The organism is Arcticibacter svalbardensis MN12-7, from assembly GCF_000403135.1.
Classification (GTDB): domain Bacteria; phylum Bacteroidota; class Bacteroidia; order Sphingobacteriales; family Sphingobacteriaceae; genus Arcticibacter; species Arcticibacter svalbardensis.
In genome coordinates this window covers 40,314-61,353 of the sequence record NZ_AQPN01000103.1, presented here as the reverse complement: position 1 = coordinate 61,353, position 21,040 = coordinate 40,314, and the positions used below count along the sequence as shown (strand labels likewise).

13 protein-coding genes are annotated in these 21,040 nt (G+C 39.9%); 4 read left to right on the top strand and 9 right to left on the bottom strand.

What is annotated here, in order from left to right:
* Positions 1–7 precede the first annotated feature (7 nt).
* From ADIARSV_RS14005 to ADIARSV_RS13980, 6 genes are all read right to left on the bottom strand, one after another.
* Positions 8–3,211, bottom strand: coding sequence for a TonB-dependent receptor (locus ADIARSV_RS14005; RefSeq protein ID WP_016196230.1), 3,204 nt, complete (start codon positions 3,209–3,211; stop codon positions 8–10).
* A 112-nt stretch (positions 3,212–3,323) separates the two neighbouring features.
* On the bottom strand, positions 3,324–4,340 hold the full coding sequence (locus ADIARSV_RS20715) for a FecR family protein (protein WP_016196229.1): 1,017 nt from the start codon (positions 4,338–4,340) through the stop codon (positions 3,324–3,326).
* Positions 4,341–4,398: 58 nt separating this feature from the next.
* Positions 4,399–4,986, bottom strand: coding sequence for an RNA polymerase sigma factor (locus ADIARSV_RS13995; RefSeq protein ID WP_016196228.1), 588 nt, complete (start codon positions 4,984–4,986; stop codon positions 4,399–4,401).
* A 416-nt stretch (positions 4,987–5,402) separates the two neighbouring features.
* Complete coding sequence (locus tag ADIARSV_RS13990) at positions 5,403–7,163, bottom strand: RagB/SusD family nutrient uptake outer membrane protein (protein ID WP_016196227.1); 1,761 nt, start codon at positions 7,161–7,163, stop codon at positions 5,403–5,405.
* Positions 7,164–7,165: 2 nt separating this feature from the next.
* Positions 7,166–10,432, bottom strand: coding sequence for a SusC/RagA family TonB-linked outer membrane protein (locus tag ADIARSV_RS13985; protein ID WP_040300127.1), 3,267 nt, complete (start codon positions 10,430–10,432; stop codon positions 7,166–7,168).
* Between the two features lie 57 nt (positions 10,433–10,489).
* A complete protein-coding gene (locus ADIARSV_RS13980; RefSeq protein ID WP_016196225.1) occupies positions 10,490–11,416 on the bottom strand; it encodes a FecR family protein in 927 nt (308 codons plus the stop codon).
* Positions 11,417–11,726: 310 nt separating this feature from the next.
* Here ADIARSV_RS13980 and ADIARSV_RS13975 point away from each other — a divergent pair, with 310 nt between their 5' ends.
* The 3 genes from ADIARSV_RS13975 (at position 11,727) to ADIARSV_RS22635 (ending at position 14,906) form a co-directional block, all read left to right on the top strand.
* Positions 11,727–13,136: a hypothetical protein gene (locus ADIARSV_RS13975; protein ID WP_016196224.1), complete on the top strand. Its 1,410-nt coding sequence runs from the start codon at positions 11,727–11,729 to the stop codon at positions 13,134–13,136.
* Positions 13,137–13,147: 11 nt separating this feature from the next.
* Positions 13,148–14,599 (top strand): DUF3344 domain-containing protein, encoded by a 1,452-nt coding sequence (locus tag ADIARSV_RS13970; RefSeq protein WP_016196223.1) that lies wholly within the window; start codon positions 13,148–13,150, stop codon positions 14,597–14,599.
* Between the two features lie 154 nt (positions 14,600–14,753).
* Positions 14,754–14,906 (top strand): hypothetical protein, encoded by a 153-nt coding sequence (locus tag ADIARSV_RS22635; RefSeq protein ID WP_016196222.1) that lies wholly within the window; start codon positions 14,754–14,756, stop codon positions 14,904–14,906.
* Between the two features lie 157 nt (positions 14,907–15,063).
* Here the strand turns inward: ADIARSV_RS22635 and ADIARSV_RS13965 are convergent, their stop codons facing one another.
* Positions 15,064–15,576, bottom strand: a complete 513-nt coding sequence (locus tag ADIARSV_RS13965) for an RNA polymerase sigma factor (RefSeq protein ID WP_016196221.1) — start codon at positions 15,574–15,576, stop codon at positions 15,064–15,066.
* Between the two features lie 172 nt (positions 15,577–15,748).
* On the opposite strand from ADIARSV_RS13965, the gene ADIARSV_RS13960 reads away from it, so the two are divergent.
* A complete protein-coding gene (locus ADIARSV_RS13960) occupies positions 15,749–17,629 on the top strand; it encodes a metallophosphoesterase family protein (protein ID WP_016196220.1) in 1,881 nt (626 codons plus the stop codon).
* A gap of 5 nt (positions 17,630–17,634) precedes the next feature.
* Here ADIARSV_RS13960 and ADIARSV_RS13955 read toward each other — a convergent pair whose 3' ends face one another.
* Both ADIARSV_RS13955 and ADIARSV_RS13950 read right to left on the bottom strand, forming a co-directional pair.
* Positions 17,635–18,720: a phosphatidylinositol-specific phospholipase C1-like protein gene (locus ADIARSV_RS13955; protein WP_016196219.1), complete on the bottom strand. Its 1,086-nt coding sequence runs from the start codon at positions 18,718–18,720 to the stop codon at positions 17,635–17,637.
* A gap of 352 nt (positions 18,721–19,072) precedes the next feature.
* The gene (locus tag ADIARSV_RS13950) at positions 19,073–21,022 is read right to left on the bottom strand and encodes a polysaccharide biosynthesis protein (protein WP_016196218.1); all 1,950 of its coding nucleotides are present in this window, start codon (positions 21,020–21,022) and stop codon (positions 19,073–19,075) included.
* Between the last annotated feature and the right edge of the window lie 18 nt (positions 21,023–21,040).

Below are 21,040 nucleotides of genomic sequence, written 5' to 3'. Positions count from 1 at the left end.
TTGTTTATTAAAATGAATACCGTGCACCTAATTGAATTTGATAAGGTGTACCATTTGCAGTGGTTACCCCTACGTTCTCATTTACACGATAGTTGTACTGTTGGGTAGCCTGGTTAAAACCGGTCACTGTATACAGCGTTTGTTGTCCCAGGTTATAATTGACTCCCTTGTGCTTGTTTAGCAAATTGGCAAAGTTGAATACATCGGCAGTGATGGTAAGTGCCTGACTTCCGTACGTTTTAATGCTTTTGGAAAGACGTACATCAAACGTGCCTGAAAAAGGGTTGCTTCCACCGTTACGATCTGCAATTTTACCCAAACTGTTTTGAAGATACTTTTTAGCGCGATTATCTGGATTACTCAGCACTTTTTCCATAGAGGCTTTGACATCTGCATTGGTGTTTGGATCGTTCGGGTCAAAAACAAAGGCCAGGTCATTATCTGTACTTGGTCCACCTACGAAGTCACCATTTATGTCTGAGTCAACGGTCAGGGAAAAGCGTGTACCACCGCTACCTGTAAACCGGCCACTGAAAGAGAATCCTTTAAATGTTGGTGTTGATCCATATAAAACCAGCTTATTTCTGAACTGATTATCGGAATAATTTATTTCAGTTAAATCCCTTGGGTCTGATTTTATAGGACGGAAAGTAGAGGTATTGGCTACGTTTCCATTGTAAGAGGTATTGTCCTTCGTATCATTCCAGGTATAACTGAACGATAAGAATCCATCTTTATAATAACGGTAGTCACCATCGAAAACAAAGGCTTTTTGATTGAGTTTAGCACCATTTGTTAACTCCAGGGTACGACCCACTGACTGTGTTTTTCTGCCTTGCACGTTGTTGGTAACACCAGATGTTGAAATGGTATTCGCTGGAACAAATACACCACGATTTGCCTCATTGGCAAGAGTAAAATACGGCTGATCAACCATATTCCGATCAAGGTAAACATAGTTATTACTCGTATGGCTAACCAAAAGGTTAATACCTAAACGCAACCAGTCGCCAAAGAGATGGTTATAGCTTAAATTGGCCTTATAAATGGAGGGGATCTGAAGATTAGGGTCATTTAAATTGATAGTAGACACCGTAGGTGCTCCAGCAATTAAACCAGGTGCCGTAGATGGATCTACACGATACGCGGGAAAATCAGGTACAGGGACCAGGTTTATACCCGTGTTCGGACGCGTAACATCGATGGACGCTACCTTAGTTCCGGTGTTTTGGATATTATTAACCTGTGCATAGTTAATGGGATTTGAAGAGAAGATCCCTCCACCCAGGCGGATGATATCGGTCTTTTTACCTTTGACATCCCATGAAAACTGTACTCTTGGTTGAAAATTATTCCAGTCTGTAGGATTTGCATCTGTTCTTAATCCTAAAGTACTTTCCACAACCGGATTGTATTCTCCTTTAGTCAGATAGCTGGTTAAATCCCAACGGAGTCCAAAACTAGCACTTACATTTGATACCGGTTCAAATTGTACCTGACCAAAAGCAGAAAGGTTCAAAACGTACTGTTGTACAGAAGGGATCCCGTCAATAGGTACTTCACGGACAAACCGGGTGGGGTTTAAGTCATTAAACTCTTCTATGCTGTTAAAAATGAACCTTCCATTTTGCTCATTAGAAATATAGGTATCCAGGTAGGTTAAGGTGTTATCCGTACCAAATGTAAAGTTGTATTTACCTTTGGTTAGATAACTCGTATTGACCAGTTGCAGTTGGTTTTCCAGATCACTCTCCGGAGTAAAACGCTGACCACCTAGTTGAACGGAGGTGCTCCCTAATGTACCGTTCGGCAAAGTTGATCTTACCGTTACAATAGCACGAGGAATATTTTCAACTGGCAATTGGCTGTTGGGTAAATAATCACGTTTGGCACTCTGGTATTGTACCTTCAGCTCATTCAGAAAATTAGGACTAAACTGCGTACGCAATGATGCTAGTGTTGTATTTTCCCTGGATTTGAAATCGCCGTATACCTCAAATAAGTTGATGTTTGAGTTATCATCGGTACTATTGGGATTGTTCCAGTCGCTATAGTTGTTTCTGATTGTTAAGCGATTTTTGTCGTTGATCTGCCAGTCAATACGAGCAAAAAAAGTATTAGCGACCGTATTTCTAGGAAATTCGCCAACCTGAGCACTACTGCTTAATCCATATTTATCACGTCCGATCTGGATTACACTATCCAGCATACCTTTGCTGATCCGCAACGATATGGCATCTTCATCAGAACGGATATCCGCAATGTTAAAAGGTGCTGCCTGATTTTGACGGTCAAACGCAGTAAAGAAGAATAATTTATCCTTTATAATTGGGCCTCCTAAACTAAAACCATACTGATTGGTAGTGAAGTTTTGCACACGTTTATTTCCACGGATATCATAAGGACTCGCTAGATCATCCGAACGGTAATAATCAAATGCCGATCCGGTAAAGGTATTGGTTCCTGATTTGGTTACCGCGCTTACAGTACCACCACCGGCACGTCCCTGAGATACATCATAAATGTTGGTTGATACTTCAAACTCACGAATGGCTTCGAGTGATAAAGAGTAAGGTCCACTACCCACTGCACCTGATGTTAAGTTGCTACGCGCACTGGTACCATCAATCAGATAATTGGTAGATGAGGGCAACTGGCCGCTTACTGAACCACCATTAGCAGTTGGCGCTAAGGAAAGGAGACTTGTAAAGTTCCGGTTTAGCGCTGGAATCTGCTGAATGGTACGTGCATTGATGGATGTACTTCCACCAAGACGATCATTCCGGCTACTTAAAACAGTACCTTGTACTACGACTTCATTTAAACCTGTCGCATTTCCGGACATGGTAATATCAACAATGAGTCGGTCGCCCTGGTTAATTGATAATCCATTTTTTACTTGTTTGTTAAATCCAATGTAAGATGCCTCAACAAAATATTGCCTGCCTAAAGGCAATTGTCGAAAGCTATATCTGCCTTCCACATTGGTTGTACTTGAAGAACGAAATCCATTTGAAGAGTTCTGAATAGAAATGTTAACTCCAGGCAGAGGATCACCTTTATCATCTTTTACCTGTCCGGATATTGACGCATCCGTGGATTGCGCGTAAGTCGTATTACCTATTGCAGCTAGCAATAAGAAAATAAATAAGAAGAGGTTAAAAGAATTTCTTTTGTTACCCTTTTTTAATAAATGAATAAAAAACTGCATATTTAGTTAATTAATTAATTTTTGTAGAGTTAATTGAATAAGCCAGGCTGCTACAGCCCAGGTTTTATAGTCGGAAGTGTTCCCGCACTTCCGGCTATTTTGTATCTTTCCTTTATTTCATTTTCGTTTTATTTGAAGGGTGAATGGTTAAACTAGTATTTTCCAGCTTGTAGCTGAAGCTTGTTATCGCCGTCAGCTGTTGCAGCATCTCATTCAGGCTGAGGTTATCCAGTTTGATGTTATAGGTATTTGTGTCGAGTTCAGGATCGGATATAATCACTTTAATATTGAAATGACGTTCGAGTTCCTCGCCTATCTGCACGAGGTTCATGGCATCGAAGTATATTGAGCCGTCTGTTTTCCAGCTGTTCATAAGCGCAAGGTTCTTTTCAGTCAGCGTTACTTTCTTACTTATTGGCTTGTAAAGTAATACCTGCCCTTGGGAGATCCCTCTACTCAGCGGACTCCGTTTACCGGAGCCGTCTATGGAATAAACATCTACGATCCCTGAAGCTACTCCAACCCGGTACTCCCGATCAGGATGGTATGCTCTTATGGAAAAAGAGGTGCCAATATCTTTGGTTTCTAAATTGCCGGAAACAACACTAAATGGATGGGCAGGATCATGTTTTACGTCAAAAAAGGCTTCTCCTTTGTCCAGATAAACGATTCTATTTTTTGATTTTTTAAAAGATGCAGGAACCCTTATCAGGGTAGCTGAATTGAGCCAGATATGCGTGCCATCGTCGAGTGTGATCTGCTTAACCTCTCCGTTTTTCGTAGTTACCGCATTCATTGTTTCCTCAATACGGGTTGCTGAAGTGTTTTTTGTATAAAAATACAGGCCAGCGATTAGAAAAATCGCGCATATGGAGCAAGCCACCTGGATCCATAGCGGAATCGGCCACATGCGGTGTACCGGTGTAGGTTTTATAGAATCCATTATACGCAGACTTAATTCCTGGTAGATCAGCTCTTCCGTTTCAGGTTGATCAAAAATATCTTCGTTCCCTTCGCTTTTATGGTTTTCAAACCATTCATCGATGATCTCTTTCTGATGTTGGGGAATCGAACGATCCTGATATTGCTCAAAAAGCCTTTTTACTAATTGAGATTTTTTGCTCTTCATACATAAGCATTAGCGTTTGAGAAGCTAAAATGTACTTTAAGAACAGGTTAACGTTATATTAACTTTTAAACATCATAAAAGCCAGGAGAAGGTATAGATTGATGGATGAACTGTGATGTATACAGATCCGTAACCTGCGCAAAGCTTCAGAGATATTATTCCGGACGGTTTGCTCAGAGAGTTGCAGTTCTTTTGAGATCTCCCGGATAGATTTATCTTCAAACCGGCTAAGCTGGAAACACGACCTCATATTGAAATGCATTTTTGATAACTCAGAGTCAACTGTTTTTTTAGCTTCTTTATAGAGCAGCTGGTCATCACTGGCGGTATATGTCTCTATTCTTTCTACGAGTATATCCACACCCTCCAGCCTGATCTTGTCTTTACGAAATGCGGTCATGACGTTATTCCTGGCTACTGTCTTCAAATAAGGCAATAAGGAATCCTTGACATAGATGGTGTCTTTATTATTCCAAACATAAAGGAAAACGTCCTGTATTATATCTTTGGTTTCAGTTTCGTTTTTGGTAAAACGGTACACGAAGGTAAAAAGGCTCTTCCAATATCTGTCAAATAGTGTCTTGAAGGCTTGCTCATCTCCTAAAGATAAACGCAAAAGCAGTTCTTTATCAGATAATTCAATCATATAGTAAATGGTAGATAGAATTCTTCAAAGATATTTCCGGCAATTGAAGTTTATGTTAGGTTAGGATTAATAAATTGATGGTAGATCTAGACGGCCGACAAGTTGAGGCAGGCAGTACGTAGTTCCGTTCACTTTCATATCGATAACTTCGCCTAGTTCAAGTCCTATACGAACATTAGATTGTTTAACAAAAGGCGCTTTAAAGCCGTCAATGTAATACGCTTTAAAGCCGCAGCTTTCAAATTCTGACACGCCAGATGGATAACTGGTAAAATCGTTTGAAGGACGAGTGAGATTTTGATTTACATTATTTGCTTTGCAGTAAATAGATATAGTTATACTTAATGCAAAAAAAGCCTGCTAACCGTTAAGTTTGCAGGCTTTTAAATTATTTGAGTGCTATTTTAAAACTTGACTTAATACCCCTTATTCTGTACGAAATCCTTCGTTACATCAATAGTCGTCTGTGGAATAGGGAAAACCCTTCTAAACGGATCAGAAACAGGCTTGGCGGTATACGCTAAGTCAAACTTTCCAAAACGGATCATCTGTTGTCTCCTGTACATTTCCCAGTATAATTCAAAACCAATTTCCCTATAAAGGGTAGCTTCATCAAGAGATGCCAATGCTACTCCAGGAGCATTGGCATATAAGGATTCTCTTGTTCTTGAAGTACGCAGGATATTGATATCCGCCAATGCAGCAGCAGTTAGTCCCTTACGGAAGTTGGCTTCTGCCCTCATGGTATAAATCCCTCCTAAACGGAATAAAGGAATATCTACATTACTCGAGCCATTGCCTTCTTCAGGATCAAATTCATACTTGAATACGCGCACGCCCTGGTTGATTTGGTTTTGAGCAAATACAGACTGTCCCGGAATATCAAAGTTCAGCTCAGGTGTAAAGTCCATTTTTGTGGTGCTGCTTTTTTCCATATATAGCTCCGAAACTTTGATCCGGCCATCTGAAGTCATTTCAAACCCTCCTGCTGCTGTTAATTTAGGTCCGTATTGCGGACCGGCTATCATGCCTCTGTTGAAATGAAACCAAGGAAGATTATTACTATTCGCAACGATAGAGGTTGCTGGAACGCTTCCCACGGCATTGTTCATGAACCAGGTTCCGTCACTGTACTGGTAATTTCTCGTAAATCGGGGATCTTCGTGATGACCATTCCAACTGTAATAAAATTCGGGTGTGGTACAGGATGCATTCGTTCCACGATTTGCTGGTGATGCTCTTTGATTACGCTCCATACAGGTATAGGCGAAATCATTATCTCCATTCCGGACATTATCGATCTTTTGAACGATGGCAAAGATCAACTCTGATCCACCTGAGTTCGTAATGGCAAAGTTGTCAAAGTAATTCGTGTTCAACTTAAACTTAGGGTTGTTGATCAATAAAGTGGTATAATAGATCACTTTATCCATATCAGTCTCGCTGCCACTTACTGCTGCTTCTGTAAAGTTAAACGTCGCTGCATATCTGTTTTTAAATACCGCACGGTTTAAATACATGTTTGCAAGCAATCCATAGGCGGCTTCTTTAGTAAACCTTCCATTATGGGTAGATTGCTCGCCGAGCTTGGCCAGATCGGGTATTAAGCCTTCCACTTCAACGATCAGTTCGTCTATAGCAGTTGGGGCCTGTTTGATTTCAAGAGGCGCTTTTGGATCACTTGGATCCCTGTAAGGTGACTGGTTGAATAAATCCAGCGTTGAGAATGTATAGTAGGCTAACAGGCCTTTTGCTTCTGCGAGATATAATGTTTTCTCTGCAAGGTCACTGTTGCTTATGGCGTTAATAGCTGTTAACGATCTGGTGATGCCATTGGTAAGCAGATTCCAGTTATCGGTAACTATTGAATTATCGGCTGCCCAGGTAAATTCATGCATGGAGCGCCACTTGCCTCCATCACCCCAGTCACTTCCACGGGTAGGGAGCATGGCTTCGTCTGTTGTATATTCCTGTAAGGAAAATACGCATCCGTTATCGACAAAGGTTCTGTCGCCTAAACGGTCATAAGCTGCTGCTAATGCTCCTGCGGGATTTGATGCGTCTGCTCCTAGTACTTCATCCAATACTACTTCATCTAATTTTGTGCAACCTGTAAAACACAGCACTGTTAACAAAACCAGAATATTTTTAATTCTAAATATGTTATTCCTTTTCATTTTTATAATTTTATTGTTGCTCCGAAAATAAACGTCCTGGAAGATGGGTAACTGGCGTAATCGATCCCCAGAGACTGATTACCTCCACTTGATTTAGGACTGTTGATCAAAGGGTCATAACCAGTGTAATTGGTAATGGTTAATAAGTTTTGACCTGTAACATAAAGGCCTAAACCTTGAAGCCATTTCAGACTGTTAATCTTAAAGTTATAACCCAGACGTACAGAGTTAAGTCTTATAAAATCAGACTTTTCTAAGAACAGGGTGGATAGTATAGGTGAATTTGTAGGATTTGCGCCTGATTCGTAATAACCGGAAGCTACATTTCTGTCGGAAGCCAGGTTATTGATATTCAATGCGTTTAAACCTGTATTATTGACTAAATAACCTCCAGTTTGTCCGATCACTGAGAATGAAAAATCAAAATCCTTAAAGGTCATCTGGTTATTCACACCATAGGTAAATTTAGGGATAGCACCTTCAATGATACTCCGGTCACTGGCATTGATCACACCGTCACCATTTTTATCCATGAAAATATTGCCACCTTTTTCATCAAAGCCAATATGCTCCAGCAGATAAAAGGATCCTGCGGCATAGCCACTTTTATAGATGTTGGCATATACGCCTGATTGACCAGGTCCGGAGATCGTACCAGATAAGATTTCGGAGATAGGAAGCTTTTCAATCTTATTGGAAAGTGTTGCTCCGTTAGCGTCTATAGACCATGAAAAGTTCTCTTTGTTCACTAATCGGGTTCCGAGCATAAATTCAAAACCTTTATTCACAATCTTGCCATCGATGTTTACCCATACGTTAGGTGTAGGACTTAAAACTTGTGATGGGATATTCAAGATAGCGTCAGTTGTAGTCTTATTGAAATAATCTAATGTTCCATAGAGTTTTCCACTGAAAAGCTCAAAGTCCAGACCTACGTTGTATTGGGTAACAACTTCCCATTTCAAATCTGGGTTTGGCGTTCTGGTTACAGAAATCCCATTTACTAAGGCCAGATCATCATTCAGATAATAACCGTCGGCACCTGAAAGCGCATAACTTGCTTTAGTTAATTTATTCTGAACTTCCTGGTTTCCTGTTTCTCCCCAACTAGCCCTTAGCTTCAGGTCCTGAACGACACCATAATCTTTTAAGAAGTTCTCTTCTGCAAGGTTCCATCCCAATGCAAAAGAAGGAAATAAGCCATATTTATTATTATCACCAAAACGGGTAGAACCATCTGCACGCAAGGAAGCGGTTAACAGGTACTTATTGTTATACGAGTAATTAGCTCTGGTAAAAAATGATTGCAATTCGTTTTCCTGTGCAAATCCGGTTACACCATTTTGAGTGCCTGAAAAGTTAGGATTGTTTTCGGGTTTAACTCCTGCACTGGCAGGGCTTATTCCCATCAGGCTAAAGCTGGTACCTGAGCGTTCAAACTTTTGATAAGAAAATCCGGCAAGAAGCTCCACTTTATGTTTGTTAGCCAGCAGGTTGTAATTTAAATAATGCTCTAAAAGAGAATTTTTTGAATCCAGATTATACTGCACATAACGTCCGGTTGTACTTATGTCCGTTAGATTCGGATAAATAGTCGTGTTCCTTTCTGCCGTTGATCGGTCAATCCCTACGTTCAGTTTATATTCCAGGCCCTTTAAGATGCGGAATGAAACGTCCATATTACCAAGTGCCCGTAATGTGCGTGTATTATCGTTGTAAACACTTAGCAGGTAAGCAGGATTGTAATGTGCGTTCATATTGAAGTTGGTGTACTTGCCTTCTTCATCAAAAACGTTACGGGTTGGGTTTGACATTAAGGTATGAATGATCAGCTGTCCGTTAGAACCTCCGTCATCACTGGTTGGAACGCCATCGTCTTTTGTTTCACTGGCGGTTAGGTTCATCCCGATCTTCAAACGTTGGTTATCTAAGAAGGATTCGGAAGCGTTGATTCTTCCTGAAGTTCGTTTAAAACCGCTGTTATGAACGATCCCTTCCTGATCCATATTGGCTACAGAGGCGTAGTAATTGCCTGATGTAGTTTGTTTGGAAAACGCCAGGGAATTGTTTGTTGTTTTTGCTTGTCTGTATATAACATCCTGCCAATCGGTATTGCCACCGTGATCAAAGGCCACGTCAGTGGTTGCACTTCTGTATTCATCTGCTGTAAGTACATCTAATTTATGCGCTACGGTTGATAAACCAAAGTAAGAGTCGGCAGTAAAAGTTGCGTCGCCTTTTCTTCCTTTTTTAGTGGTCACGATAACTACTCCGTTTGATCCTCTGGCTCCATATATGGCTGCGGCAGAGGCATCTTTTAGAACGGTGATCGACTCGATATCACTGGTATTTAAAAAGTTAAGTGGATTTTTTGCTCTGGAAGAACCAAAACCTACATCTTGTCCTCCCGGACTAACTTCATCATTCGCCAATGGTACTCCATCAACTACGAAAAGGGGTGTACTTCCGCTTCTGATTGAACCTACTCCTCTGATCATTACGTCGACACCTCCTCCCGGTTCGCCACTGCCACCAATAACCCGTACTCCGGCAACTTTACCTTGTAATAGATTATCTGCGGAAACAACAACACCTTGTCTGAAGTTAGTTTCACTAAGCTGTGTCACTGAACCGGTTACGTCGCGTTTGATTTGCTTTCCATAACCCACTACCATTACTTCATTCAGACTGGCTGCATCTGCTTCCAGTTGAATCTTTAAGGTATTGGCATCGATGGTTATTGTTTTAGTTTTATAACCAAGGAATGATACCTCTAATGTTTTTCCAAGCGATGCGTTGATGGTAAATTGTCCATTAACATTGGTTACCACTCCGTTTTTTGTGCCTGATTCTTTCACTGTAGCACCGGGAAGTGGTTGTCCTGTTTCGTCCAGTACAGTTCCTTTTATGGCTTGTTGACGGGAGCTTAATTGCGATTGAGTTTTGTTTTCCTTGTTAATTAATACCTGATGATCAACAATTGAGTAAGTAAATCCTGCCTTTTGAGCGAGATCTTTTAGTACAACTTCAAACACTTTTGAGTCTGTGAGTACATAGGTGTTTTTGTCCTTGATAACTGCTTCACTATAACTGAATTTATAGTTGGTTTGCTTGCTTAGCCGGGTAAAAATGCTTACTAATGTGGCATTTGCCGATTCATTATAAGACTTACTGACTGGTGTTGTTGCCTGTCCGGTTGGTATTACCAGAAAAAGGACCACTAAAAGGCAGAGGCTTTTTAGAATTATTTGAGTAATTTTATGATTCATTTTTATATATTATTATGTTTAATTATGCCGCGGTTGTTCGAAGCAACGGCGGTTTTTTTATTCATTTACGACTACGCTGTTTTCATATGTTTTGAATTTTAAGTTTGTGATATAATTAATTTGACTTAAGATCTTTTGGAGCGGTAAATCGCCTTTGATGTAGAGGGTTAGCCTGGTGTCCAGGATCCGTTTATTTTCAGGATTAAACTGAATGCCATACTTGAATTTTAGCAGGGTAAATACTTTGTCCAGCGATACATTATTTAACTCGATGTCTTTTTCATACCAGTGATACAGATAGGTATCGGTTACTTTCAGCTTTTTGAATCCTGCTTTTGTGGCGACCACTTCTTCATTAGGCTTTAAAATGACCACCTGCTTTTTGGAGGAAACATGTACAAGTCCGGTAACTACAGTCACGCTGCTTCTGTCCTTTTCCAAACTGATATGGAAGGATGTGCCCAGGACCTTCGTTTTGATGTTACCGGAGGTAATAATAAATGGATGTGCCGGGTCTTTCGTTACTTTAAAAAAGGCATTCCCTTTAATTAAGGAAACCTCTCTGGTTTGACCTTCAAATTGAGCAGGGTAATTTAAGATGGAATGAGCTGCCAGATAAACCGTGGAGCCATCGTTTAACACTACCGAGTCTAAGGAAGATGAGGTACTCAGGCTATAGATTTTGCTTGCACTGCTTTGGAGTTTTAGTTCAATTCCTAAACACACCAACAATGCTATGCTTGCGGCGATAGCGTATTTATAGTATTGGCGTACTGATTTCTTATGTTGAGTGGGTGTAGAGATCTGCTGATATATAGAGGCAGAGACTTTTTCTTTGGAACCCATTTTTGCTGCATCCCATTCAGCCTGATCATATTCATATTGCATGTAATCGTCTAGCAGTTTCTTTTCGCCTGCTGAAATTGTATTTTCCTCAACCTTATCAATTAAATACTGAAGGTAGCCTTTAGTCCTGTTTACCATAATCCCTTTATTCAGCTATAAGTACCAAAGAGGGTAGGAAAGTACTATCACAACTTGTTATTAAACCGTTAAGAAATTATTAAGCCGTTTGGGAGGCCTATATTGAAGGTGTAGATTTTGTTTTGACAAATCAAGACTTAGAAAAACACTTTTTTTTATCAATTCTACTCCTAAACTAATCTTTGAAAAAATTTTAAATTTCTTTTAACCCCTGATAATGAGTTTGGTGTCTTGTATGTATTGATAATAAAACAGCAATAGGGATTCAACAATTGATACTCAGTAAGAAAAATAACCAATTATAATTATTATGAAAACCAACCCATTTACTAAGCAGCTAACCGTCCTGATCCTGTCAGGGATCTTAATTTTGGGCTGTAAAAAAACCACGGATCAAGTTACTACCGAATCAGGCGCAGTTTCCGCAACAACACAGAACCAGGTTAGCCTTGCTACTGATGACTTTCCCGGATCCATGACCCGGTTTACTACGGTATATAATACAGATTACTTATCAGTAGGAACCGGAGGATTGACCGATGGCGCTGGAGAAATTAGAGTTACAGGAACTTTTCCTTTATCTAGTGTCACTAAAGCGTATCTCTATTGGCACGGTGAATCCCGGGTAACAGAGACAAAGAACGTTGGGGATGTTATATATTTTGATGAAGACAACTTCAGAGGAACGTGTATCGGTGTAACAAGTATAAATGATGGACCAGACTATCCTCCTTTTCCTGTTCAAGTTCAATCCCTCACCTATCGCTTGGATGTAACAGATCGAGTAAAAGAAACAATTGGGCGAACTTTTAAAATACGAGAATTTGGACGGTTAAATGCTGACGGAGCCTCATTGATTCTGTTCTATCAAGATGGGAATAGTAACAATAATCGGGACATTGTTTTATTCAACGGAAACGATTCAAATTTTAAAACATTTCGGAGATACCCGCTCAATCCTAAAGCAGCCCTGGATCTTAAGGGTTGGGATGTGGTTTTACCTGGAGTAAACTACACATCGGGAAAAGTTAATATTTCAATGCATGTGGCTGACGGTCAGGATGCAGAAGAGGGCATAGTACAAGTAAACGGCGGCGCGAATTTGCGTAACCTTTTTAGAGGGCGTTCGGTTCCTGGGGAAGTTACACCCATGTCAGTGCGTTATGATATAGTACCCATAGAAGTGTCAGCATACCTCCGTCAGGGAATACATCCCATACGTTTAACATTGCTGAATTATTCTCAGATGACGGATAAGCTGAACCTTGTTGCCGTGGTATTCAATCTCCCAAAAGGAGCAGCACCAGCCAATATAATTAATGTTCCATTTGACTTCAAACCCGTTAGCTGCCCTAATAAACAATCGTTTGATTATCCGGGCACTCAGAAAGCGGCCATTCTGGGTACGGGGACATTTAATGTGAATCAAATAGACCGTTCAAGCCTTGAGCTAAACGGCTTGCCTATTAAAACGACAACTATACGAGATGTGGCAGCTCCTTATAGCGGTACGGTTTCAAATTGCAGTACCTGTTCCAGCTTTCCGGCAGATGGAATTAAAGATTTGGAATTGGTAATTGACCAGCCAAAAAAGCTTGGATCATATTCTCCGCAGGATGGTACAGATTGCTTTAAATTGACTTTAACGGGCAAATTGCTACCACAATATGGATCCACTCCAATTGAGGGCGTAGATTTCATGCAAATGGGTGCATTTTAATTCTAATTAACATGAAAACAAGACAAATTACAAAACAGCTAACCATCCTGATCTTCTCAGGTTTACTCATCTTCGGCTGTAAAAAAACGAAAGACGCAAATAGTGTTGATTCTGTTTCATCTGTGGAAAAGAAAATTAAGCTTGCTAACGGATATGGAACAAAGTCTGGATGTGTCGATTGTGAGATTAAAAACAGGACGCAGAGTAAAGCTCAGATTAACGCGGATAACGGACCCATACATTACTTCAATACTTTTTATAATACCGATTATTTATCTGTAGGTGTTGGAGGATTAAGAGATGTGGGTAACGGACAAATCCGGGTAACCGGAACTTTTCCACTAGTTAATGTGACCAAGGCTTATCTTTATTGGAACGGGTTATCAAATTCTACGGAGGTAGATAAACCGATATGGACCTCAAAAGTTACCTTTAATTCAACCGGAGTTGTTGGAACCCCTATCGGTATATCATCGTCCAATTGCTGGCCATATTACCAAAGTCAGTCCCATCGTGCCGATGTGACGAATATCGTCAAATCGGCAAGTTCACGAACTTTCACGTTCAATGCTCAGCCTTTAAGTGACCTGAATCCAAACGGAGCTTCATTAATCCTGTTTTATTCAGATGGAAACAGCAGCAACAACCGGGATATTATTTTATTTGAAGGGAATGATGCCCTTACATATTTCCCCGGATATCCTAGAATTCCGAATGCGCCCGTGGATGCTACAGGTTGGAATTTTACATTATCCGGTATAAATTACACCTCAGGAAAAGTAATGATGTCATTACATGTAGCTGATGGGCAACCTGCTGAGGACGGCCCTTTGGTTATAAATGGAATAGGGCTACCAGGGGCGCAGGTAACTTCACATTTATTTGATGGAAAATCAGTTCCCGGAGGTTTGTACTGGGATGTAGTACCTATTGACATAACTCCTTCACTTAGTCGGGGTATAAGTTATATTAACGTGGCTTCTTCAGATTTTGAAGATTGTTATAGCCTTGTAGTTGCGGCATTCAATTTTCCCAGAGGGGTAGTCCTTCCTCCTTCTCCAATTAAAGTGAATTTTGATTACAGACCGCTTCGTTGCCCGAATACGCTCCTGGCTTCAAGTACTGGTGCGGAAGAAGCTGCCATCTTGGGTACATCAACTTTCGATATTAATCAGGTTGATCTTTCTTCTGTGAAGCTGAATGGGATTTCTTTTAAAAAATCAAGGATAATTGACAAAACAGCTCCTTATGCAGGCACTGTTACCGATTGCAGTACATGCTCTACCCTTCCACCGGACGGAAGTAAAGATCTGGAGTTTCTATTTGATAACCAGCAGTTATTGAAGACGCTAGGGACAGTTCAGAATAAACAGTGCATTAAAGTGACCTTAACCGGCAAGCTATTACCGCTTTATGGTTCAATTCCATTTGTAGGTGAAGATTATATTATAATCAGCAAATGAGAAGGTCCAATCTATATTAAGTAAGCAGCAAAAACTCTTATTATGAAAAAAGTAACAAATATGAAGCAGCTGACCGTCCTGTAACCACCAATTATATCAACATGAAAACTACATGAATTAAGGATTTTGTTATAGTAATATAGATCTACCAGATTTGATACTCATTGGTACAGCGATCTCTGCAATGAAAAAACCAGCAGCAGGATTTACACTTAGCGGATTTATTAACCGTGTGGATTTTGGAGTTGGTGGCGATCCGCTTACTAGTGGTGTGAGAGGTTACTGGATGCAAAATATCCGAATATAGGTGCTTCTGATCAAGGCGTATCAGAAGCGCTGTATTTGGGAGACCCTGATAATAACGGTGTAGAGTTGTACGGGGATAGACCAAAGGAATTGTGGCCAAAACTTGAAGATGGGTCGTTGACCATGTTTGCTAGCGGAATTGTAAGCTTCTATGATATTCATAAAGAATCGATAAACAAAAACATGAGTATGATTTCTCCGGCATGGACCTTTAACTGCTTTAATCCTGATGTAATCTGGTTCTTGACGGTTTGTTTAGAGAGATTAAGTTTGTTGGCTATCTGATCAATATCCATTTCATCCAGCTTGTTCATCATCAAGATCTCTTTCCTTTTTGCAGGGAGTTTATCTAGTAGGTTATAGAGCTTGTCCACGAGTTCAGTATCGATGGCCGTTAGGTTTTCAATCAGGTAATCTTCAAATTCAGTGTCAATTGTAGTGGTATCAAACTGTTTTTTCCTATACTCTTTAAACACCTGATTTTTTACTGCCCTGAATAAATAGCTTTCTATGGATAAGATCTGAAGATCGTTGATTCTTTCCCAAAGATCGGTAAAAACATCCTGCACAATGTTTTGAGAAAGATGTTCGTCATGCGTCATTTTAAAACAAAAGGCATATAATTTTTCCCAATACTGAGTATATATGATCTTGAATTTATTATCTCTCATTAAAGGTAGGATTTTATGCCATAAAGAAATAAAAGAGATGTAGCCTGGATGTTAGTTGAAGGTTATGTTTAAATTAAATATTCAATGAGTTTATGTGCATATCGATAAGCATTATGTTCAGTTAACAAAGAAATAATCCGATTTTAGTTAATTTTAGGCATTTTTGCAGTACATGAACTATATTTTTGGTTATCTCTTTATAGTGCTTGGCTTGTTTTGTTCATCATTGCAAGCACAGACAGCTCCTGCGCCCCTGCAGGTGGCTTTTTTGGCTGACGTTCATTTACAGGATTTGTATGGCGAACTGAAAGGCAGCGACTTCAAAGGGGTACTTAATCCTAAAACCGGAAAGTACACGCTGCTGAGAACGATGGATGCACAGTTACATTCAACCAGGATCTATAATGAGAATTATTTTGCTTTTCTGGCAGCGCTTGATGATATTGCCAAACGGGGCATTCATTATGTTGCACTTCCTGGTGATTACAGTGATGATGGGCAACCGCTACATATCAGGGGTCTGAAAGGTATTTTGAAAGAGTACAGCGAAAAGTATGGGATTGAATTTTTTATCACTACTGGCAATCATGATCCTTCTGGTCCGTTTTCTCAGGATGCAGGGAAATCTGATTTTTTAGGTGAGGGTGGCAGGAAACAAGCGATTTATAGTAAAATGGGGATGTTTGAGATTCCTGGCCTAAATGAACTTCCTGTGGTGGTAAGTCCAGATTTGGCTAAAATGGGCTATCTGGGCATCACAGATCAGTTACGGGAATTTGGATTTTATCCTAAATCTGAATATCTGTTTTGGGCGACTCCTTTTAGTGGTTATACGTCGTTGGATTATAGCTATGAAAAAGCAAAACAGGCTGCTGGATTAGAAAAAAGGGTTTATGAGGTCGCTCCCGGCCGTACATTGCCTGATGTGAGTTATGTAGTGGAACCGGTTAAGGGTCTTTGGCTTTTGGCATTAGATGGGAATGTTTATCCGAAGGCAGACTTAGGTTATAACAATGTGCTGCTGCATAAAAAACATCTGGTTGAATGGACGCAGAAAATAGCTGCTGAAGCGCGGAAACAAGGTAAGACTTTAATTGCTTTTAGCCATTACCCAATGGTTGACTTCAATGATGGGGCATCACCAGAAATAAAGGAAATGATGGGTGCAGGTAAATGGCAACTGGATCGTGTTCCAAGGCAAGAAGTTGCTCTTGCTTTTGCCGATGCGGGGATCAAGGTTCATTTTGGTGGTCATATGCATATTAATGATACGGGTGTTTACACCTCTCAAAAAGGCAATACTTTGGTTAACATCCAAACGCCTTCTTTAGCGGCTTATATTCCTGCCTACAAATTGCTTACTATTCGACCTCATCAGGTTTTAGAGGTTGAGACTGTCGTGATTGCACAAGTACCACGGTTTGATGATCTTTTTGATCTCTATAGAATGGAGCATCGATTTTTGGAGAGTCAGCATGCGCAGGGCATCTGGGATAGCACCATCCTGCAAACAAAAAGTTATCATGATTTTACCGATTTCCATCTCAGGGAACTGGTACGGTTGCGTTTCCTTCCGGACGACTGGCCTCCGGTGCTTAAAGATTTCCTCTTGCCTGTTTCGGGTGATGACCTGCTGGTGCTTGCAACTATGAACCTTTCAGTTTCTTTTGATACGATATTAAAGCATAAGGAACGTTATAAACAAGCTTGGAATAAGGCTGAGAAAACAGTTGATTCCAAGTTAATGAAGCTCGGTTTAAAAAGCTCTGCTTTTAAGAAGTGGAATGGGTTAGATCTGATTACTGACTTTTACAGGATTCGTAATGCGGATCAATTAGCCCTTGCCGATATTGGGGTAGATCGTGTTAGGCAATACCAGATACTTTCGAAATGCTTCTTTGAAAATCACCCAGAGTGGCAAAAAAAAGACCCGCTCCAAAAGAAGCTGGGTCTGTTTTTTAAGATCCTGGATAAGTTTCTACACGATGCTCCTGCTGATCATTTCCTAATTCATTTAGATACAGGAAAAGTGCAGGATATCAGTTCTAATTAATTAACCTACTTGATGTTAAGTTTTTCAAATAAATGATTTTTTCGCACATAAGAACCATCCTCAAAAATGATATGATAAGGAGAATGGAAAAAAGCACTTGGCTTATAATAGTCAGTCGTGATAATTTGTGCACCTGAATTTTGTGCTTGTTTAAAGTGGGTGTAATCATTGGCACGGGCTTCCTTAGTATCTGAATCTGCACGTGTACGGATAATATATCCTTTTGTGACTAGTTCTGGAATGGTCGGATCTGCTGAATTATTCCTGAAGAGTGTAGCGGCTTCGGGTTTTCCTGGTTCAGCATTGACAAATATTAATCGTCCTTTTAATGAGGGATGGTCCTGCATATAGAGATCGCGCTTTTTATCACTGTTATCCAGAATAAATAAGAATTTACCTTTGGCTTGTTTAAGATTAGGCCAGTTACCGTTTAATACCGCTTCTTCCAAAGTTTTAAAATTGCCTCTTACCATATCTGGTGTAATGAGTTTATCTATACCTAACTTTTCACGGATTACGGCGTCTAGCTCATCGAATAGTGCTGGTGTAAAAGCTTCGGGTGTGGTTCCAAAACGGTTTTTCTCGCCATCCTTGGGTTCTAATGTAATAAATACAGGGATGTGGCCTGGATTTGAGTTCGACCAGTTCTTCAATTTCTGGAGGCAGTCATCAAATGTAAGACTTGAACTTCTGAAATCAATATCGGGGACGTGTAATACTTTAAATCCGGGTTGGTTCATCACACCTGCTGTGTCATAGGGTTGGTCTGGCTTAACTAAGTCCAGTCCCTTTGGATGTGCATATTTACCACCTTTACTGTCAGCATAGACATCGATTTCCAAGTTTCGCAGACCCATATTAAGCTGCTCAGTAATGGCAATATGCTCATACTGTAATCCACCTAAACGGTTAGTTGAATCTTTAGCCTGGATAAGTTTGAATAATGCAGGTTCAATAGCCTGTTTATAACTGTTATGGGATCCAATCACTTGAATCTGATTGAGCTTAAAGCTATCGTCTGGTGCCTTTGTTTGTGCCTGTAAAGAGCAAGCTGTTAAAAGAATGAGAATTGCTGAAGTACCTGTTTTCATTATGCTATTTAAAATACTAAATGCAAAAATAAATTTAGCATATTAAAATCAGGTTAGTTCTATAAAAACAAAGTGTATTTTTTCTATTGTTGGAAACATTTGTGAAATTTGTAAAACTTATTCCTTGACACTAAAACGTTCCTCATGCTTAAAAAACACTTAGCTGGCTTTTATGGATCTTTCTAATCATTCCTTTAGGACTTAACGCTCAAAATATAAATGCCAAATATGTCAATTCTTTGTAGAAGAAATATCCTACTTTAAAATCAGACTTGTGTGCGTCCTGCAAACTTTGGGTAAACCCTTATTTTAAATCTATTCCAGATACAACTCTACAGGGATCTTTAATGCTTTAATTCAGTACCAGGTTATCCAGTTCATGGTAGACGGAATTATTGCTTTTAAATCCTGGAACAATTTCCTTCATCTTTTTTACCATCGCTACATCATCACCCATATGATTTATTACCAGTAATTCGTCAATGGATTTCTTTACAAATGAGAATTGGCAGTGCATCCCTTTTGATATTTTAATCTTGGCATGATAAGTTGGCATCACGAGCTCTTCTTTATTCAGAAGTTCTTCGTAAAGTTTCTCTCCCGGCCTTAAACCGGTATATACAATTTTAATATCCTGATCGGGTGATAGGCCTGCAAGGCGAATCATTTTTATCGCCATATCCACTATCCGGATTGGTTTTCCCATATCAAATATAAAAATCTCCCCTCCTTTTCCCATAGCTGATGCTTCGAGTACTAGCTGCACGGATTCGGGTATAGTCATGAAAAACCGGGTAATTTCAGGGTGGGTAACGGTGACAGGTCCGCCCCTTTCTATTTGCTCTTTAAAACGTGGCACCACTGATCCATTAGAGCCTAAAACATTACCAAATCTGGTGGTAATAAACTTGGTTGCTGAGGCTTGATAGCCGGGTGTCTGAAGAATTTCTTCAATAGGATGGGTCCTTAACTGGTAGAAATTCAACGATTGAATATACATCTCCGCAAGGCATTTTGACGCACCCATCACATTGGTAGGGTTTACTGCTTTATCGGTAGAGATCATGATAAACTTTTCCACTTTAAATTCTACTGCGAGATCGGCCAGGTTTTTTGTTCCTAGTACATTGGTTAATATGGCTTCTGAAGGATTACCTTCCATCATGGGCACATGTTTAAATGCGGCGGCATGGAACACAATTTGAGGATTATAAGTCGAAAACAGGTGTCTCAGACGTTTTTCATTTTGGATATTCACCATGCAGATAGTAGCTTTAAGACCTGGAAAATGATCTTCTATATCCAATTGCAATTCATGTAAAGGGGTTTCTGCCTGGTCGCAGAGAATTAATGAAGCGGGGTTATAGCTAAAAAGCTGCCTGACTATTTCTGCTCCGATAGAGCCTGCTGCTCCGGTAACTAAGATCCGTTTGCCTGAAAGCTCCCTGGAAACATTATCCTTTTGAAGAATGATAGGATCACGTTGCAAAAGATCTTCTATTTTAAGATCCCTGATTTGATTTAAACTGAGTCTTCCATTCACCCACTCGGTTGATGGGGGAACAGCGATTACTTTTATGCCCAGTTTGATACAGGTTTCAACTGCCATCTTCTGACTCTCCTGATTTAATGAGTCGTTCATGATCACCATTTTTTCGATACCAAACTTGCGACGGAGTGACTCAATAGAGTGCGGCGAATAGACTTTTTTCTGCTCAATGTATTTATCGATTCGATCTTCGTTGTTATCAATAAAGCCTAAAATTCGATAATGTTTCACAGGAGAAAACTCAAACGCTTGTTTAATTAAAAGGGCCTTTTTATCTGATCCATAGATTAATACATTTTCACAATTCTCTAATTCCAGCTCCTTGAGGTAGGCAAACATTCCTTTCACCACTGTCCTTAAAATGATCAGCAAGGAGGTAGCGGTAAAAAAGTTAAGGATAGTGATGACATCAATTACCTTTAGTTCGGGAGTCAGATAAGGGATGATGAATAATTTGCTGGCTGCCCAAAACAAAACGCTACTGATCATTAAGGCTTTAAAGATCCGGAAGATGTCCTCTGTATTCGAATACCGGATGATTCCAGTGTGAATACGCAAGGATAAAAACACCATTAAGGAAACGATATTGTAAAAGGCCAGCATACGAATAAATCCATCCTGAAATATTTCATTGTATTGAAATTTATAGGTGATGAAATAGGAGAGTGAAAATGCCCAGTTAATAATAAAAAGATCAATAAATAGAATAAGCCACCGGGAATAGGCCTTTTCGCAAAATAATACTTTCTTCATAACGATAAGATAAACGAC

Bases quoted from the DNA above. Each gene is read 5' to 3' on its own strand.
- ADIARSV_RS13975 (WP_016196224.1), top strand. From the start codon at position 11,727: ATGAAAACCAACCCATTTACTAAGCAGCTAACCGTCCTGATCCTGTCA.
- ADIARSV_RS13965 (WP_016196221.1), bottom strand. From the start codon at position 15,576: ATGAGAGATAATAAATTCAAGATCATATATACTCAGTATTGGGAAAAA.
- ADIARSV_RS20715 (WP_016196229.1), bottom strand. From the start codon at position 4,340: ATGAAGAGCAAAAAATCTCAATTAGTAAAAAGGCTTTTTGAGCAATAT.
- ADIARSV_RS13960 (WP_016196220.1), top strand. From the start codon at position 15,749: ATGAACTATATTTTTGGTTATCTCTTTATAGTGCTTGGCTTGTTTTGT.
- ADIARSV_RS13995 (WP_016196228.1), bottom strand. From the start codon at position 4,986: ATGATTGAATTATCTGATAAAGAACTGCTTTTGCGTTTATCTTTAGGA.
- ADIARSV_RS14005 (WP_016196230.1), bottom strand. From the start codon at position 3,211: ATGCAGTTTTTTATTCATTTATTAAAAAAGGGTAACAAAAGAAATTCT.
- ADIARSV_RS13950 (WP_016196218.1), bottom strand. From the start codon at position 21,022: ATGAAGAAAGTATTATTTTGCGAAAAGGCCTATTCCCGGTGGCTTATT.
- ADIARSV_RS13980 (WP_016196225.1), bottom strand. From the start codon at position 11,416: ATGGTAAACAGGACTAAAGGCTACCTTCAGTATTTAATTGATAAGGTT.
- ADIARSV_RS13955 (WP_016196219.1), bottom strand. From the start codon at position 18,720: ATGAAAACAGGTACTTCAGCAATTCTCATTCTTTTAACAGCTTGCTCT.
- ADIARSV_RS13985 (WP_040300127.1), bottom strand. From the start codon at position 10,432: ATGAATCATAAAATTACTCAAATAATTCTAAAAAGCCTCTGCCTTTTA.
- ADIARSV_RS13970 (WP_016196223.1), top strand. From the start codon at position 13,148: ATGAAAACAAGACAAATTACAAAACAGCTAACCATCCTGATCTTCTCA.
- ADIARSV_RS13990 (WP_016196227.1), bottom strand. From the start codon at position 7,163: ATGAAAAGGAATAACATATTTAGAATTAAAAATATTCTGGTTTTGTTA.